Below are 15,474 nucleotides of genomic sequence, written 5' to 3'. Positions count from 1 at the left end.
GGTCCGCAAGGGTGCGATGCCCCGAGCACCGGGGCATCGCACGCCGGATCTCACTCCGCCAGCGGCAGATACACCCGGTTCCCGCCCTGTGCGAACTCCTTGGACTTCTGGAGCATCCCCTCGGCGATCTCCTCCCGGGACGCTCCCTCGGCCGCCGCACCGCCGAACCGCTCCGTGATGCTGCGACTGATCTTCATCGAGCAGAACTTCGGCCCGCACATGGAGCAGAAGTGGGCCGTCTTGGCCGGCTCCGCCGGGAGCGTCTCGTCGTGGAACGCACGAGCCGTGTCGGGATCGAGGGCCAGATTGAACTGGTCCTCCCAGCGGAACTCGAAGCGGGCGTCCGACAACGCGTCGTCCCACTCCTGTGCGCCGGGATGCCCCTTGGCCAGGTCCGCCGCATGGGCCGCGATCTTGTAGGTGATGACGCCGGTCTTCACGTCGTCACGATCGGGCAGCCCCAGGTGCTCCTTGGGGGTGACATAGCAGAGCATCGCCGTGCCCCACCAGGCGATCATCGCGGCACCGATGCCCGAGGTGATGTGGTCGTACGCCGGGGCGACGTCCGTGGTCAGCGGGCCGAGCGTATAGAACGGAGCCTCATCGCAGATCTCCTGCTGCAGATCGATGTTCTCCTTGATCTTGTGCATCGGGACATGTCCCGGGCCCTCGATCATCGTCTGTACGTGGAAACTCTTGGCGATCGTGTTGAGTTCCCCGAGTGTGCGCAACTCCGCGAACTGCGCCTCGTCGTTGGCGTCCGCGATCGACCCCGGCCGCAGGCCGTCGCCGAGCGAGTACGTCACGTCGTAGGCGGCGAGGATCTCGCACAGTTCCGCGAAGTTCTCGTAGAGGAACGACTCCTTGTGGTGGGCCAGGCACCAGGCCGCCATGATCGAGCCACCGCGCGAGACGATGCCGGTCTTTCGGTTCGCGGTGAGCGGCACATACGCCAGGCGCACACCCGCGTGGACCGTCATGTAGTCGACGCCCTGCTCGGCCTGCTCGATGACCGTGTCCTTGTAGATCTCCCAGGTCAGCTCCTCGGCCTTGCCATCGACCTTCTCCAGCGCCTGGTAGAGCGGCACGGTGCCGATGGGGACGGGGGAGTTGCGCAGCACCCACTCGCGGGTGGTGTGGATGTTCCGGCCCGTGGAGAGGTCCATGACCGTGTCGGCGCCCCAGCGGGTCGCCCAGGTCATCTTCTCGACCTCCTCCTCGATGGAGGAAGTGACCGCGGAGTTGCCGATGTTGGCGTTGACCTTCACGAGGAACCGCTTGCCGATGATCATCGGCTCGATCTCCGGGTGGTTCACGTTCGCGGGCAGTACGGCCCTGCCCGCGGCGATCTCCTCACGGACGACCTCGGGCGAGACGTTCTCCCGTACGGCCACGTACTCCATCTCGGGCGTGATCTCCCCGCGCCGTGCGTACGCGAGCTGCGTCACCGCCCCTCCGTCGCGGCTCCGGCGTGGTTGACGCGGGCGCCCCGGGAACACCGCGTCGAGGTTGCGCAGTCCGCCACGCGGCGAGGTGTGCTTGATCCCGTCGTCCTCGGGACGCACGGGCCGGCCCGCGTACTCCTCGGTGTCGCCCCGGGCGATGATCCAGTTCTCGCGCACGGGAAGCAGTCCCCGCCGCACATCGGTCTCCACCGCCGGATCGGTGTACGGGCCGGAGGTGTCGTACAAGGTGACGGACTGTCCGTTGGTCAGGTGCACCTGGCGGACCGGCACCCGCAGATCGGGGCGGGAGCCCTCGATGTACGCCTTGTGCCAGCCGATGGACTTCCCGTCCTCCCGGGGCTGTTGGCCCACGGATGCTTCGCCCTCGGGCGAGGTGGATGCCCCGCCCGTCTGGCTGGAGGCAGGCGTGCGTGTGTCCTCGATGGTCATGAGACCTACTCCCTACGCCGGCATTACCCGGTAACAGGTTCAGCGGTCGACGCAGCGATTTCCGCCCGGCGATGTTCCACGTGAAACATCGCGTCTGCGGAGGTCAACGCCCTCTCAGCCCGGTGCTCCGAGCTCCCGCGTGTGCAAAGGTGCCTCCACGCTAGCGGCAGATGTGGCGCGGTGAACAGTGGGCATCGCTCGTTCTTGCGATGATCGGTCGGTGACCACGACGCAGCAGCCTCCGCCTCCGCCCCCCGAGCCGCCCCACGGCCATGGCCCCGGAAACGGTCATGGGCATGGATCCGACGGCGGCCACGGCTACGGTCCAGGGGGCGGCCGCGGCTCCGGCGGCGGCCCCGGCGACGGGCACGGCCCGTCCTCCGGCGGCCACGGCCACTCCCACAGTCACGGCCCTGCCGCTCCTGTCTCGCAGCACCTGCGCAAGGTCATCGCGGCGGTGCTGATCCCCTTCGCGACCGCGGTCGTCGTGGGCCTCGTCGTGCTCTGGCCCGGCGGCGCCCCCGCGCACGAACGCACCGGCGTGGGCTTCGACCGGCAGACGCAGCAGGCCACGGTCACGAAGGTCGACGAGGTCGACTGCTCGTCGGTGAACGCATCCGGCGACTCCCCGACCGGCGACACCTCCACGGCCGAGGGCTCGTCCGCCCAGCAGCAGGCCAACGGCACCTGCAAGAAAGCCACGATCCGCGTCGACACCGGCGACGACAAGGGCCGCACGTTCACGGAGATCGTGCAGCCGGACCAGTCGCGCCAGTTGGAGCAGGGCCAGGAGGTCGTGGTCGCGTACGAGCCCGCCGCGCCCAAGGACCTGCAGTACTCGGTCACCGATGTGAACCGGAAGCTCCCGATGGCCCTGCTCGCCGGGATCTTCGCTCTCGCCGTCGTGGTGGTGGGCCGGATGCGGGGTGTCATGGCCCTGGTGGCGCTGGCCATCAGCTTCATGGTGCTGACCCTCTTCATCCTGCCGGCCATCCTCCAGGGCTCGAACCCCCTGCTGGTGGCGGTGATCGGGGCCAGCGCCATCATGCTGATCGCCCTGTACATGTGTCATGGGCTCTCGGCCCGGACATCCGTGGCGGTGATCGGCACCCTGATCTCGCTGCTTCTGATCGGCCTGCTGGGGTCGGGGTTCATCGGCTGGGCCTATCTGACCGGCAACACCGACGACAACACCGGTCTGATCCACGGGCTGTACCCGACGATCGACATGAGCGGCCTGCTGCTGGCGGGCGTCATCATCGGCTCGCTCGGCGTACTCGACGACGTGACGGTCACCCAGACCTCGGCGGTCTGGGAACTGCACGAGGCCAATCCGGCGATGGGCTGGCGGGGGCTGTACCGCGCCGGCATCCGCATCGGCAGGGACCACATCGCTTCGGTGGTCAACACCCTCGTCCTCGCCTACGCCGGTGCCGCACTGCCCCTGCTGCTGCTCTTCTCGATCGCGCAGAGCAGCGTCGGCACGGTCGCCAACAGCGAACTCGTCGCGGAGGAGATCGTGCGCACCCTCGTCGGCTCGATCGGCCTGGTGGCGTCGGTGCCGGTGACCACCGCGCTGGCCGCCCTGGTCGTCTCGGCCGACCGCCCGGGTACCCCCGAAGCGGCCGCCGTGCCCGCTCCGGCGCGTGGGGGACGAGGCCGCCGCCGCAAGCGCTGAAGCGTTACGGCACCCGGGCGCCGTAACGGTTCATCCCGCGCTCTGTTCCTCCGCCAGGATGCGGTCCAGAGCCTCGTCGAGCAGCGTGTCGAAGTCGGCGAGGGAACGCTCCTGCCCCAGCGGCACGAGCTTGTCCGTACGGTCCAGGAAGGCCACCAGCGGCGCCGTGCCGACCCGGAACATGGCCTGGTCGGTGCCCACCTGAAGCCGGATCAGGACCTCGCCGAACGTCTCCGGGTCGGCGGGCGCGATGTGCACGTCCCCGTCCCCGCACGGCCGCCCGACACCGTCGATGAGCAGCTCCCGCCCGAAGGCCCAGGTCACCGGGGCGTCACCGGGCAGGTGGAAGGTCAGGCGCACCGCATAGGGATCGCAGGTCTCGTAACGGAGCTCCACAGGGATGCGGAAGGAGAGCTCCTCCGAGACGAGGAAGCTCATCATGACCTCTGCCTGTACCGACTCGCGCATCGCCTACCCCGCCGTGTTCGTCGACTGGCCAGGAATCATCCGCCTGACACCTCTGGAAGTTTGCTGAAAGTACACGAGAGATCACAAGGAGTGATTTTTCAGATGCTGATAGAGATCGCGAGTGTCCCTAGCAGGTTTCCGATCTCGGTCTGCAACTGACGGGCGAGGGGCAGCAGTCGGTCCGCCTGGTGCGAGGGCAGCGAGATGGCGAGTGTCCCGGCGGTGGGCCCCACGGTGACCGGAAGAGCGGCGCAGACCGTGCCCAGGGCGTACTCCTGCCGCTCCACGACCGGTTCCATCCGTCCCATGCGGCCCAGGCGCCGTAGCAGCGTCTCGTCGTCGCGGACGGTGTACGGAGTGAGGGACCGCACCGGATAGCGGTCCAGGTGATCGCGGCGGGCATCGTCGCTCAGCTGGGACAGCAGACACTGCCCGATGGCGTGGGCGTGAGCGGTCTCGCGGAAGTCGGCCCACTCCTCGACCGCCGGGGTGTTCGGGCTGTCGGCGACGCACTTGACCTCGATCTCGCCGTCCCGGTAGATCGCGAAGTACACCGGCACGCCCAGGGTGTCCCGCCAGTGCGCCAGCGCCTCCCCCACCGTGCTGCGACGTTTCTGCTGCGCTCCGCTGCTGCTCAGCCGCTCGGCAGCCTCCCCCAGGAAGAACAGCCCCTTCTCGCGGCGCAGATAACCCTCATGCACCAGGGTGCGGAGCAGGTGGTACGCCGTGGGCAACGCGAGCCCGGCGTCCCGCGCCAACTGCTTTGCGGGCGCTCCGTGTTCTCGCTCGGCCACCGCCTCCAGCAGCCGCATCGCGCGCTGCACGGAGCCGATCAGGGTGCCGGAGTTCGCCTCCGCCGCCGCGGGCTGCGCGGGGGACGGGATACGGGCTCCGCGCCCCGGACCGTAGCCGGGCCGCGCCCCGGAACGTACGGGCCCTGCCGGCGGCCGGGTCCTGGTCGGCGGCGCCAGTGGCTGTGCCTGCGCCAGGGCCGTCGGAGCAGACGACTGCAGCCGCGGCTGTGTCCGTGTCCGCGGCTCTGTCTCGGTCTGTGTCCGCGGCTGCGTACGCGCCTGAGGGGCCGAAGGGTCGGGGCGTCGCGCCTTCTCCTCGCCCGGCGACGTACGCGGCTGGGTGGGGGGAGCCGGAGTCTTCGGCCTCGTACGCGGCGAGGGCTGCGGGAGCAGTGCGTCGGCCTCCCGGACGCGCGCGTGCTCGGCGGCGATCGCCGGTGTCGACCGAGGGCCAGGCTGTGTGGGCGGAACCGTGCTCTGTGCCGACCGGGAGCGAGGCCGGGCGGGGACGGAAAGGGGTTCTGCGGATGCCGTGTCAGCCATGGCCGAGGGTCACTCCCGAAGCGCGAGGGGGGCCGCCCGTGCGGGGGACACGGGAGGAAGATGCGCCGCCCGCGGGGTCGAACCCGCGACGAGTTCCCGGACTCTAGCCGCCCGTCACCGCTCGTCGGCGGCCTCGCCGGGAAACTTCCCCCTGGGGAGGGAACCCCACGTTCCTGTTACCGCCGTGCAGTGACCGGGCTCACCCACTCACGCCTCACCCGTTGCGCTCCGCTGACGCCTCACCAGTCGCCGCGCGAGGAGGAGCCCGCCGTGAACTTCTTGACGACGTAGATCAGTCCGCCGACCAGCGCCACGAAGACCAGCAGCTTGAACAACAGGCCCACCACGACCTGGACGATGCTGACTATCAGCCCTCCGAACACCACCAGGGCGATGACCGGCACCGCGATCCACTTCACCCACCACGGCATCCCCGCGAAGATCTCCCGCATCGCCCCTGCTCCTTGTGTCTCCACCCGTCGCCCCGCCACCGGGGCACTCGTTCCGGGCCTTCTGCTGTCCTGACGTCGATGCTAGGGCCACGCGAGGGCCGTCCGGGGGCTTCGCACCCCTTGTCCGTCCCTGATCGTCCCCCTAGGGAACACCGTCGCGGACGTCAGCCCTCCGGCGGAGAGAACACCACCATGACCCTCAGGTCCTCGGTGATGTGGTGGAACTTGTGGGCGACCCCGGCAGGTACGTACACGACACTGCCGCGCGCGACCTGGGTGGTCTCCAGGCCCACCGTGATCGCCGCTCGACCGCTCACCACGAGGTACACCTCGTCCTGGCCGTGCGGCTTCTGCGGATCGAGTGCGCCGGCATCGAGCGCGTACAGACCGACCGACATGTTCCGCTCGCGCAGGAACTGCAGATAGGCGCCGTCGTTGGCGGCACGTTCCGCCTCCAGCTCGTCCAACCGGAATGCCTTCATCGAGTTAGTCGCCCCTGCCCGGTGCTCGTACCGATCGCTTCTGCCACGATCAGACACATGATGAATTTCCTAGTCAAGACGATCGCCAACGCGGGCGCCCTGGCGGTCGCCGTCTGGCTGCTCGACAAGATCACACTGACCGGTGACAACACGGGCAAGGAGATCGCCACCCTGCTGCTGGTCGCGCTCGTGTTCGGCCTGGTCAACGCCCTGGTCAAGCCGCTCGTGCAGGTGCTGACCCTTCCGCTGTTCATAGTGACGCTCGGGCTCTTCACCCTGGTGGTGAACGCCCTGATGCTGCTGCTCACCTCCTGGCTGGCCGACGTCCTCGACCTGAGCTTCCACGTGGAGGGCTTCTGGACCGCCGTCCTCGGTGGACTGATCATCTCGATCGTCTCCTGGGCACTCTCGCTCGTCCTGCCCGACGGGGACTGAGGTCGGCATGACCTATCGAGTCTGTTTCGTCTGCACCGGCAACATCTGCCGCTCCCCGATGGCCGAGTCCGTCTTCCGCGCCCGGCTGGAGGAGGCCGGGCTGGACGGCCTGGTCGAGGCCGACAGCGCGGGCACCGGAGGCTGGCACGAGGGCGCCGCCGCCGATCCACGGACCGTCGCCGTCCTGGAGGCGAACGGATACGCGGGTGCCCACACGGCACGGCAGTTCCAGGTCTCCTGGTTCTCCCGCCTCGACCTCGTCATCGCCCTCGACGAAGGCCATCTCAAGGCGCTGCGGCGCCTCGCGCCGACCGCGGCGGACGCGGACAAGGTCCGGCTGCTGCGTTCCTACGACCCCGCCGCCGGCGACGACCTCGACGTCCCGGATCCCTATTACGGGGGCACGGACGGCTTCGAGGAGTGCCTGGAGCTGGTGGAGGCGGCGAGCCCCGGCCTGCTGGCCGCCGTACGCGACGCGATGGAGGGACGGGCCGCATGAACGCGGAGAACCCCGCCGAGGGCCCCGGAGACGGCACCCGCGCGGTGAGGGCGGGCCTGCCCGAGCCCGTCAAGCACGAACCGACCCTGCCGGGGCCGGTCTTCGCCGCCCACTACCACCTGCCGGGTGAACCCACCGGCCCGTACGCCTACGGGCGCGACCAGAACCCCACCTGGACGCTCCTGGAACGGGCCATCGGAGAACTGGAGGCACCCGGACAGGACGACGCCGAGACGCTCACCTTCTCCTCCGGCATGGCCGCCATCTCGGCAGTCCTCTTCTCCCAGCTGCGCTCCGGAGACGTCCTCGTCCTGCCGAGCGACGGCTACAACGTGCTGCCGTTGGCGGGAGAGCAGCTGCGGTCGTACGGCATCGAGGTGCGCAGCGCGCCGACGGGCGCCGACGCCCAGCTCGACGCGCTGGACGGTGCCGGGCTGCTCTGGCTGGAGACGCCGTCGAACCCGGGGCTGGACGTCTGTGACGTACGCCGGCTCACCGAGGCGGCACACGCGCGCGGCTGTCTCGTGGCCGTCGACAACACCCTGGCGACCCCGCTCGGGCAGCGGCCGCTGGAGCTGGGCGCCGACTTCGCCGTGGCCAGCGGCACCAAGCAGCTGACCGGGCACGGGGATGTCCTCCTCGGGTACGTCGTCGGGCGTGACGCCTCGCTGATGGCCTCGGTGCGACGCTGGCGCAAGATCGTCGGCGCGATCCCGGGTCCGATGGAGGCATGGCTCGCGCATCGCTCGCTGGCCACGCTCCAGTTGCGCGCCGACCGGCAGAGCGCCAACGCCCTCGCCGTGGCCGAGGCGCTCAGGGAACGGCCGGAGGTGACCGGGCTGCGTTACCCCGGGCTCCCCGACGATCCCTCGCACAAGATCGCCTCGCAGCAGATGAGGCGCTACGGCTGCGTGGTGTCGTTCACCTTGCCCACACGCGCGCGTGCCGATCGTTTCCTCGACGCGCTCCGCCTGGTGGACGACGCCACGAGCTTCGGGGGAGTGCGTTCCACCGCTGAACGGCGCGGCCGTTGGGGAGGCGACGCGGTTCCGGAGGGTTTCATCCGCTTGTCGGCCGGGGCGGAGGACACGGCCGATCTGGTGGCCGACGTCCTGCGGGCGCTGTCGGTGACCGCCGGCTAGCGCGTCGCGCCGCACGACGGACGGTCCGAGCCTCCCCCCTCGTGGCTCGGACCGTCCCCGGTTCCGCGCACGAAGAACCGCGCGAACAAGGCTAGTTGACTCTGTGTCAGTGTCCAATCACAGTAGCGACAGGGGGCTATCGGCTTATTTATGGTTGGTCACTCCGGGCGGCGAAGGGAGGACAAGCATGGATCTGGCCTTACTGCGCACGTTCGTGACCGTGCACCGGGCCGGTTCCTTCACCCGTGCCGCCGCGCTGCTCGGCCTTTCACAGCCGGCCGTCACCTCGCAGATACGCACCCTGGAGCGGCAGCTGGGCCGCCCTCTCTTCCTTCGCCAGGCCCGCGGTGTGACCCCGACGACCATCGGCGACGAGCTGGCCCACAAGGCGGCTCCGCATCTCGACGCGCTGGTGGAGATCGCCGAGACCGGCCTCGACGACGACTCCTCCTTACGGACCCTGCACCTCGCCGGACCGCCGGAGTTCACCGCCGAGCGGGCCCTGCCCGCCCTCACCGAGCTGACCGGGGACGACGGCCAGGGCTTCGCACTGCGGGTGTCCTTCGCCGACTCCGACAAGGCGCTGGAGGGCCTCGCCGCCGGGCACCACGACCTGGCGATCACCACGGCCCAGCCCCGCGGCGCGCTGCTGACGGCGAACCCTCTCTGCGACGAGGAACACGTCCTGATCGCCGCCCCCCGCTGGGCGGACGAGATCGGGCCCGAGAGACTGCGCCGCGCAGGAACACATGCGCTGCGGGGCCTTCCCGTCGTCGAGGTACACGAGTCAATGCCGTTCGTCGCCCGCTACTGGGCGACCGTCTTCGACACCCGGCCCGCCGCCTCCGGCACCGTCGTGGTGCCCGACCTGCGGGCGGTTCTCGCCTGTGCCGTCTCGGGCGCCGGTCTCGCCGTACTGCCGCGCTATCTGTGCGCCGCCGCACTGGACCGCGGTGACCTCGTCGCGCTGCTCGACCCTGCGGTGCCTCCGCTGCGCACCTACTTCCTGGTCATCCGGACCGGCACCCTGGCCATGCCGCACATCGCGCGGGCGCACGAGTGGCTGCTGGCGGCCGCTGCGAGCTGGTCCTGAGACTGCGCCGCGGGACTCGGCCGGCACGAGCCGCCCACCCACGGGCCGCCCGTCGGCTCCGGGAGCCACTCTTCCCCGCCGGCGATGTTTCACGTGGAACATGCAGGGCCACATTTCTCCCATGACCGTACGACCCGTGGTCAAGCGCACCGCACGCGCCGTTCTGCTCGACGGCGACGACCTGATTCTGATCAAGCGGACCAAGCCGGGCATGGATCCCTACTGGCTCACGCCCGGTGGCGGTGTCGAGCCGGAAGACACCACCGTCGTCGACGCGCTCCACCGCGAGGTGCACGAGGAACTCGGCGCGAAGATCACCGATGTGGTGCCCTGTTTCGTGGACACCGTCGAGCACATCGGGGAGGACGGCGGCGCCACCGGTGTGAAGGTGCAGCACTTCTTCGTCTGCCGTCTGGAGTCCATGGACCCCTCCAAACGGCACGGTCCGGAGATGGACGAGCCGCTGGGCGAGTACGAGATCGTGCGCATCCCCTTCACCCGGGTCGGCATTGCCTCCGTGCACCTCGTCCCGCTCTCCCTGCGGCACTACCTGGACGGGAACATCGAGGGCGTGCGGGCGATGCACGCTCCGGACCTGGGCTGAGAGGGCGCCCGGGGCATTCGGCACAGCGCCCGGCAGTCAGTCGCCGGCCGCCACCAGTTCCTCGACCGAGTCGTGCCGTATGCGGTCCGGGGGGATGCCCGCGTCCTTCAACGCGTCGACACCGCTGCGGATCATGCCGGGCGGACCGGACAGATAGGCGTCGTACCCGTTCCAGGGCCCGTGGTCACGTATCGCGTCGGGCAGCTGCAGCAGCCCGTGCCGGTCGACGACCGGGCGGACCTCCAGCCACGAGTTGCTCTGCTGCAGCCGCAGCAGAGTGTCGAGATCGTAGAGGTCCTGGCCGGTGCGGGCCCCGTAGAAGACCTCCACCGGACGGTTCCGGCCGTGCTCGGCGACGTCCTCAACCATGGCCTTGATGGGTGCGATTCCGGTGCCGCCGCCCAGACAGAGCAGCCCGCTGTCGCTGGTGTGGTCGACCGTCATCGCGCCGGCCGGCGGCCCCAGTCGCAGAACATCGCCCGGCCGGGCCCGGTGCACGAGCGCGTTGGAGACCCAGCCCGCGGCGATCGCCTTCACATGGAACGTCAGCAGCCCGTCCGAGCGGGGAGCCGAGGCGAACGAGTAGTGCCGCCAGATCCGCGGCCACCAGGGAGTCTCCAGGCTCGTGTACTGCCCCGCGAGGAAGGGATACGGCTGGTTGGGACGGACGGTGATCACCGCAATGTCCGGAGTCTTCGGCTCGTGCGAGACGACCTCGGCCAGCCACCAGGGCGGGGCCCGCAGTTCGTCCGCCGCCGCCGCGTCGATCATCACCTGGGAGATGGTCGTGTACGTCCGGACCCAGGCCGCCTCGGTCTCGTCGTTCCAACTCTCCTTGGCGTACCGGCTCAGCGCGCCGATCAGGCACTCGCCGACGGCCGGATAGTGATCGGCCTGGGTGCCGTACTTGCGGTGACCGCGACCGAGGTTCTGCAGGTAGTCGACGAGGACCGGAGTGTTGTCGATGTGCTCGGCGGCGGTCAGCAGCGCCTTGAGCAGGCGGTCGCGCTGGGCGTCCATCGCCGGAGGGAACATCGAGCGCAGATCCGGATGCTGCACGAAGAGCAGCGCGTAGAAGTACGAGGTGACCTTGTCCGCGACGGGCCCGACCTCGGCCATCGTCCGCCGGATGAGAACGGCGTCGGGGGAGGCCGTGGGGCCACCCGGCGGGGCGGGCACACGGGTGCCGAAGACGGAACGCTCGGCGGCCTGCTCCTCGGGCCGGGCGGGAGGGGAGTGCGGCGGGACAAAGGAGGGAAGGTCCGCGGAGCTCTGTATTCGCTCCCGCAGCGCGCCTGCCCGGTCCTGTTCGGCGCCGCTCGGCGGCTCCAGGGAACGGCCCACGGGCCGCAGACCGGCGAGGCGGTACCCCTCGGGCTCCTGGTCCTCACCGGGGGACGGCGGAGAGGTGCGCGGTGTGAACCAGCCGCCTCCGTCGCTGCCCCCCGAAGTACCGTTGCCGGCCGACGCGGTGGTCGGAGCGTCCATGGTCTGCCTCGCCTCGAACATCTTTCGGTCGATCTACGTACGCCCCCGCTCGGAAGTCGCACGCTTTCCCCCGCGGACGGCCTTGCTTTTCCCCGTTCGTTCCTTGTCGGCCAATGCGGCCACATTCAATCCGGTCCCACTCCGGACAGACACGCAGGCGAGAGTGTGACGTATGCCGCAGTGCTCACCGCAGCGTTCCACAGCGCGCGAACGCCCCCGGCTCGTAACGGCAAACGCGGATCCCTGATCTCTCTGTCCGGTTAGGCTGCATTGAGCTGCGTTCGCACCCCCGTCATGAGACGGCTGCATCTCGCTTCGGACACGAACCGGACTCGACCCTACCGGCAGGACCGCCACACACAAGTCCCCCCATCGCGTGCCGGGAATTCCACGGGGGCGAATCAGCGATTCCTTCAATTGGCGGGCGTGGCACACCAATTCACAGATATCCCACAGATCCCGCCTGCGGACGAGTGGGTGTCCGGCCTCAGTCCCGGCGCTCGTGTCCCAAATGATGCGCGGACACGGCAAGCCGGCCCCTCCTTGCCCGGAGACGGGATGTTTCACGTGAAACATCGGCCCACTCGCCGTCCGGCGGCGCACTGCATGGCCAAAAGGGTGTACGTCCGCCCGCAAACCGGTGGACGCCGAGGGCCCATGTCGGACAGCCTGACCTGCGTGCCGACACCTTCCCCCGCCGTTCTGCCCATCCGCCGTCTGACGCCTCGTGACCGCGCCGCCTGCGCCGATCTGTCCGAGGACCGAGGCTGGCCCCGGGAGGAGCACAAGTGGGGGCTCCTCCTCGCGGCCGGTACCGGCTATGGCATCGACGCTCCCGAGGGCGGCCTCGTCACCGCGTGCGTGGTGACCGAGTACGGCCCCCCGGGCCGCCCTGAACTCGGGGCGATCGGCATGGTTCTGGTAGCCGAGCGGTACGCCCGCCAGGGCGTCGGCCGCCGTTTGATGCGCCATGTGCTCGCGAAGATGGGAACGACTCCCCTGACCCTGCACGCGACCCCGTATGGACGACCGCTCTACGAGGAGCTGGGTTTCAAGGTCACCGGGCAGGCCGAGATGATTCGCGGGCACTTCACCCCCGCAGAAGCTGACACCGGCGTCCGCACGCGTCCAGCCACGGCCGAGGACCTCAGCACCATCCTGGGACTCGACGGCGAGGTCTTCGGCACGGACCGCACCCACGTCCTCACCCGGCTTCCCGCCTTCGCCGATCAGCTGCGAGTGGCCGAGAAGAACGGCAGGATCATCGGATACGCAGCTGCCTGGCCCAACATGGACGACCACGTCGTCGGCCCGCTGATCGCCCGTGACACTCGTACGGCGAAGGCGCTCATCGCCTCCCTCGCCGCCCACACCGACCGCCAGTTGCGCACCGACATCGACGTACGCCACGAGGAGCTGTTGGCGTGGGCCAAGGAACGCGGCCTGGCATCGATCGCCTTCAACTCGGTGATGACCTACGGGCTCTCCGAGCTGCCGGGCGACTGGACCCGGCGGTACGCCCCGCTGACCGTGGCTGCAGGCTGAGGCACGACCCCGGCGGCCCTGCCGGCGGTCAGTGGTGAACGACAGCCCTCCGTGCGCCCGCTCCGGCGCCCTCGACAGTGGTGCCGGTGGCGTTCTCCCCGCGTTCCAGCATCGACGCGATGAGCGCCAGAACGAGCGCGCTTCCGGCGAGGGCAGCGCCGACCCAGTTGGGTGCCGTGTAGCCGAGACCGGCGTCGATGACGAGCCCGCCCAGCCAGGCAGCGAGGGCGTTGCCGAGGTTGAAGGCACCGATGTTCACCGCCGAGGCCAGCGTCGGGGCTCCTTGCGCCTGGTCGAGGACCCTCTTCTGCAGCGGCGGCACGGTCGCGAAGCCCAGCGCGCCGACCAGCGTGACGGTCACCGCCGCGGCGATCTTGTCGTGGGCGGTGAACGAGAACAGGGCGAGGACGACGGCCAGGGCGCCCAGTGAGACGTACAGCATGGGCATCAGCGCGCGGTCGGCATACTTGCCGCCCATGAGGTTCCCGCCGACCATGCCCACGCCGAAGAGGACGAGAAGCCAGGTGACGGAGGAGTCGGCGTAGCCGGCGACGTGCGTCATCATCGGCGCGATGTAGGTGATGGCCGCGAAGACGCCTCCGAAGCCCAGCACCGTCATCGCCATGGCCAGCAGAACCTGGATGTTCCTGAAGGCGGCCAGTTCGTCCCGGAGGCGGACGTCCTGCGGCCTCGGCAGGTCGGGGACCAACCGGGCGATGCCCAGCAGGCCGACCACACCGAGCGCGGCGACCCCGGCGAACGTGACCCGCCAGCCCACGGACTGCCCGATCAGGGTGCCCAGCGGCACTCCGACGACGTTCGCGACGGTCAGTCCGCTGAACATGGTCGCGAGGGCTCCGGCCTTCCGGTCCGGGGCGACGAGTTCGACCGCGACCACCGCACCGATGCCGAAGAAGGCACCGTGCGCCAGTGACGCGACAACACGGCCGAGCAGCATGACGGAGAAGGTCGGGGCGAGCGTGGAGAGCAGGTTGCCCACGATGAAGAGCCCCATCAGGAGCATGAGCATCCGTTTGCGGGACACCTTGGTCCCCAGTGCGGTCATGAACGGCGCTCCGAACACGACGCCGAGTGCGTAGCCGGTCACGAGAAACCCTGCGGCGGGGATGGACACCCCGAACTCGCCCGCGACCTCGGGCAGCACCCCCATGATCACGAATTCTGTCGTACCGATGCCGAAGGCGCCGATCGCCAGTGCCAGGAGCGCGAGAGACATGAGGACAGGAACCTTCCAGAAGAGTGCAGGTGCGCTTATGCAGCGTACACAATACTTGCAGACGCCTACTATCTGCGCATGCTCACTATTGCGCGCGTGGCCTACCCTGAAGGTGTGCGGCTTCGGACGGAGGAACACCGATGACAGCGACTGATCCCGCGCTCACCGCCCTCGCCCAGGGCTGGTGCGCTCTCTCCCTGTTGCACGGGCGGATCGAGACCCGCATCGAGCGCGCGCTGCAGTCCGGGCACGGCCTGAGCGTGCGGGAGTACTCCCTGCTCGACGTGCTGAGCCGCCAGCACGACGGCGAGGGCGGGCACCTGCAGATGAAGCAGGTCGCCGACGCGGTCGTCCTCAGCCAGAGCGCCACCACCCGACTGGTCACCCGTCTCGAGGACCGTGGTCTGCTCGCGCGCTATCTGTGCCCGACCGACCGCCGGGGCATCTACACCGATGTCTCCGAGGCGGGCCTGCTGCTCCTCGCCGAGGCCCGTCCCACCAATGACGCGGCCCTGCGCGAAGCATTGGACGAGGCGGCCAAGGACCCCGAACTGGCCCCGCTGGTCCGTGTCGTGGAGTCCCGGAGCATGTCCGCCTAGGGTGTGCGCATGGGAGATCTCGACATCCGTCCGGCAACCGAAGACGACATCCCGGAGATCGTCGCGATGCTGGCCGACGACCCCTTGGGGGCCCAGCGTGAATCGCCGGACGACCTCACCCCGTATCTCTCGGCGCTGAAGCGCCTCAGCGGCGACCCCCATCAGCATGTGGTGGTCGCCGTCCGCGATCAACGCGTCGTCGGCACGCTCCAGTTGACGATCATCCCCGGCCTGTCCCGGCGCGGCTCCACCCGTTCGGTCATCGAAGGAGTACGGGTGCACGCCGACGAGCGCGGCAGCGGTCTCGGCACGCAGCTCATCGAGTGGGCCGTCGACTCCTCGCGGCGTCTGGGCTGCCAGTTGGTGCAGTTGACGTCCGACGCCACGCGGGCCGACGCCCACCGCTTCTACGAACGGCTCGGCTTCGAAGCGACCCACGTGGGCTTCAAACTGCCGCTCTGAGCAGTGAGATGGGCGAGGGCGGGCTCACGTTTCACGTGAAACACCGCGAGCGGCCCCC

16 protein-coding genes are annotated in these 15,474 nt (G+C 69.5%); 9 read left to right on the top strand and 7 right to left on the bottom strand.

What is annotated here, in order from left to right:
* Positions 1–50: 50 nt before the first annotated feature.
* On the bottom strand, positions 51–1,895 hold the full coding sequence (gene thiC, locus SCAB_RS22010; RefSeq protein WP_013002286.1) for a phosphomethylpyrimidine synthase ThiC: 1,845 nt from the start codon (positions 1,893–1,895) through the stop codon (positions 51–53).
* Positions 1,896–2,115: 220 nt separating this feature from the next.
* Between thiC and SCAB_RS22005 the strand changes: the two genes are divergently transcribed.
* A complete protein-coding gene (locus tag SCAB_RS22005; RefSeq protein ID WP_013002285.1) occupies positions 2,116–3,573 on the top strand; it encodes a YibE/F family protein in 1,458 nt (485 codons plus the stop codon).
* A gap of 30 nt (positions 3,574–3,603) precedes the next feature.
* Here the strand turns inward: SCAB_RS22005 and SCAB_RS22000 are convergent, their stop codons facing one another.
* The 4 genes from SCAB_RS22000 to SCAB_RS21985 form a co-directional block, all read right to left on the bottom strand.
* A complete protein-coding gene (locus SCAB_RS22000; protein ID WP_005482911.1) occupies positions 3,604–4,041 on the bottom strand; it encodes an SsgA family sporulation/cell division regulator in 438 nt (145 codons plus the stop codon).
* 98 nt (positions 4,042–4,139) lie between these two features.
* Positions 4,140–4,865 carry an IclR family transcriptional regulator gene (locus tag SCAB_RS21995; RefSeq protein ID WP_013002284.1) on the bottom strand — a complete coding sequence of 242 codons (726 nt, stop codon included), beginning with the start codon at positions 4,863–4,865 and terminating at the stop codon, positions 4,140–4,142.
* Positions 4,866–5,617: 752 nt separating this feature from the next.
* Entirely contained in the window at positions 5,618–5,830 is a 213-nt protein-coding gene (locus tag SCAB_RS21990; protein ID WP_013002283.1) for a DUF5326 family protein, read from the bottom strand.
* A 164-nt stretch (positions 5,831–5,994) separates the two neighbouring features.
* Complete coding sequence (locus SCAB_RS21985) at positions 5,995–6,312, bottom strand: cupin domain-containing protein (protein WP_013002282.1); 318 nt, start codon at positions 6,310–6,312, stop codon at positions 5,995–5,997.
* Between the two features lie 57 nt (positions 6,313–6,369).
* Between SCAB_RS21985 and SCAB_RS21980 the strand changes: the two genes are divergently transcribed.
* The 5 genes from SCAB_RS21980 to SCAB_RS21960 all read left to right on the top strand — a co-directional run bounded on the left by SCAB_RS21980 (position 6,370) and on the right by SCAB_RS21960 (position 10,085).
* Complete coding sequence (locus tag SCAB_RS21980; protein ID WP_013002281.1) at positions 6,370–6,747, top strand: phage holin family protein; 378 nt, start codon at positions 6,370–6,372, stop codon at positions 6,745–6,747.
* A gap of 7 nt (positions 6,748–6,754) precedes the next feature.
* Positions 6,755–7,246 (top strand): low molecular weight protein-tyrosine-phosphatase, encoded by a 492-nt coding sequence (locus SCAB_RS21975; protein ID WP_013002280.1) that lies wholly within the window; start codon positions 6,755–6,757, stop codon positions 7,244–7,246.
* Entirely contained in the window at positions 7,243–8,388 is a 1,146-nt protein-coding gene (locus SCAB_RS21970; RefSeq protein ID WP_013002279.1) for a cystathionine gamma-lyase, read from the top strand. The genes SCAB_RS21975 and SCAB_RS21970 overlap by 4 nt, the downstream gene beginning before the upstream one ends.
* Before the next feature lie 187 nt (positions 8,389–8,575).
* Entirely contained in the window at positions 8,576–9,481 is a 906-nt protein-coding gene (locus SCAB_RS21965; RefSeq protein ID WP_013002278.1) for a LysR family transcriptional regulator, read from the top strand.
* A 121-nt stretch (positions 9,482–9,602) separates the two neighbouring features.
* On the top strand, positions 9,603–10,085 hold the full coding sequence (locus tag SCAB_RS21960; protein ID WP_013002277.1) for an NUDIX domain-containing protein: 483 nt from the start codon (positions 9,603–9,605) through the stop codon (positions 10,083–10,085).
* Between the two features lie 36 nt (positions 10,086–10,121).
* Here SCAB_RS21960 and SCAB_RS21955 read toward each other — a convergent pair whose 3' ends face one another.
* The gene (locus tag SCAB_RS21955) at positions 10,122–11,573 is read right to left on the bottom strand and encodes a globin domain-containing protein (protein WP_231885107.1); all 1,452 of its coding nucleotides are present in this window, start codon (positions 11,571–11,573) and stop codon (positions 10,122–10,124) included.
* 678 nt (positions 11,574–12,251) lie between these two features.
* Between SCAB_RS21955 and SCAB_RS21950 the strand changes: the two genes are divergently transcribed.
* On the top strand, positions 12,252–13,118 hold the full coding sequence (locus tag SCAB_RS21950) for a GNAT family N-acetyltransferase (protein ID WP_041670834.1): 867 nt from the start codon (positions 12,252–12,254) through the stop codon (positions 13,116–13,118).
* Positions 13,119–13,146: 28 nt separating this feature from the next.
* Here the strand turns inward: SCAB_RS21950 and SCAB_RS21945 are convergent, their stop codons facing one another.
* Entirely contained in the window at positions 13,147–14,355 is a 1,209-nt protein-coding gene (locus SCAB_RS21945; RefSeq protein WP_013002274.1) for an MFS transporter, read from the bottom strand.
* Positions 14,356–14,495: 140 nt separating this feature from the next.
* Here SCAB_RS21945 and SCAB_RS21940 point away from each other — a divergent pair, with 140 nt between their 5' ends.
* Together SCAB_RS21940 and SCAB_RS21935 are read left to right on the top strand one after the other, a co-directional pair.
* On the top strand, positions 14,496–14,954 hold the full coding sequence (locus tag SCAB_RS21940; RefSeq protein WP_013002273.1) for a MarR family winged helix-turn-helix transcriptional regulator: 459 nt from the start codon (positions 14,496–14,498) through the stop codon (positions 14,952–14,954).
* Between the two features lie 9 nt (positions 14,955–14,963).
* Positions 14,964–15,416, top strand: a complete 453-nt coding sequence (locus SCAB_RS21935; RefSeq protein WP_013002272.1) for a GNAT family N-acetyltransferase — start codon at positions 14,964–14,966, stop codon at positions 15,414–15,416.
* Positions 15,417–15,474: the final 58 nt, after the last annotated feature.

Source organism: Streptomyces scabiei 87.22 (genome assembly GCF_000091305.1).
Lineage (GTDB): Bacteria > Actinomycetota > Actinomycetes > Streptomycetales > Streptomycetaceae > Streptomyces > Streptomyces scabiei.
This window is presented reverse-complemented; position numbering and strand designations above follow the sequence as displayed.

Bases quoted from the DNA above. Each gene is read 5' to 3' on its own strand.
- thiC (WP_013002286.1), bottom strand. From the start codon at position 1,895: ATGACCATCGAGGACACACGCACGCCTGCCTCCAGCCAGACGGGCGGG.
- SCAB_RS22000 (WP_005482911.1), bottom strand. From the start codon at position 4,041: ATGCGCGAGTCGGTACAGGCAGAGGTCATGATGAGCTTCCTCGTCTCG.
- SCAB_RS21990 (WP_013002283.1), bottom strand. From the start codon at position 5,830: ATGCGGGAGATCTTCGCGGGGATGCCGTGGTGGGTGAAGTGGATCGCG.
- SCAB_RS21985 (WP_013002282.1), bottom strand. From the start codon at position 6,312: ATGAAGGCATTCCGGTTGGACGAGCTGGAGGCGGAACGTGCCGCCAAC.
- SCAB_RS21980 (WP_013002281.1), top strand. From the start codon at position 6,370: ATGATGAATTTCCTAGTCAAGACGATCGCCAACGCGGGCGCCCTGGCG.
- SCAB_RS21975 (WP_013002280.1), top strand. From the start codon at position 6,755: ATGACCTATCGAGTCTGTTTCGTCTGCACCGGCAACATCTGCCGCTCC.
- SCAB_RS21970 (WP_013002279.1), top strand. From the start codon at position 7,243: ATGAACGCGGAGAACCCCGCCGAGGGCCCCGGAGACGGCACCCGCGCG.
- SCAB_RS21965 (WP_013002278.1), top strand. From the start codon at position 8,576: ATGGATCTGGCCTTACTGCGCACGTTCGTGACCGTGCACCGGGCCGGT.
- SCAB_RS21960 (WP_013002277.1), top strand. From the start codon at position 9,603: ATGACCGTACGACCCGTGGTCAAGCGCACCGCACGCGCCGTTCTGCTC.
- SCAB_RS21955 (WP_231885107.1), bottom strand. From the start codon at position 11,573: ATGGACGCTCCGACCACCGCGTCGGCCGGCAACGGTACTTCGGGGGGC.
- SCAB_RS21945 (WP_013002274.1), bottom strand. From the start codon at position 14,355: ATGTCTCTCGCGCTCCTGGCACTGGCGATCGGCGCCTTCGGCATCGGT.
- SCAB_RS21940 (WP_013002273.1), top strand. From the start codon at position 14,496: ATGACAGCGACTGATCCCGCGCTCACCGCCCTCGCCCAGGGCTGGTGC.
- SCAB_RS21935 (WP_013002272.1), top strand. From the start codon at position 14,964: ATGGGAGATCTCGACATCCGTCCGGCAACCGAAGACGACATCCCGGAG.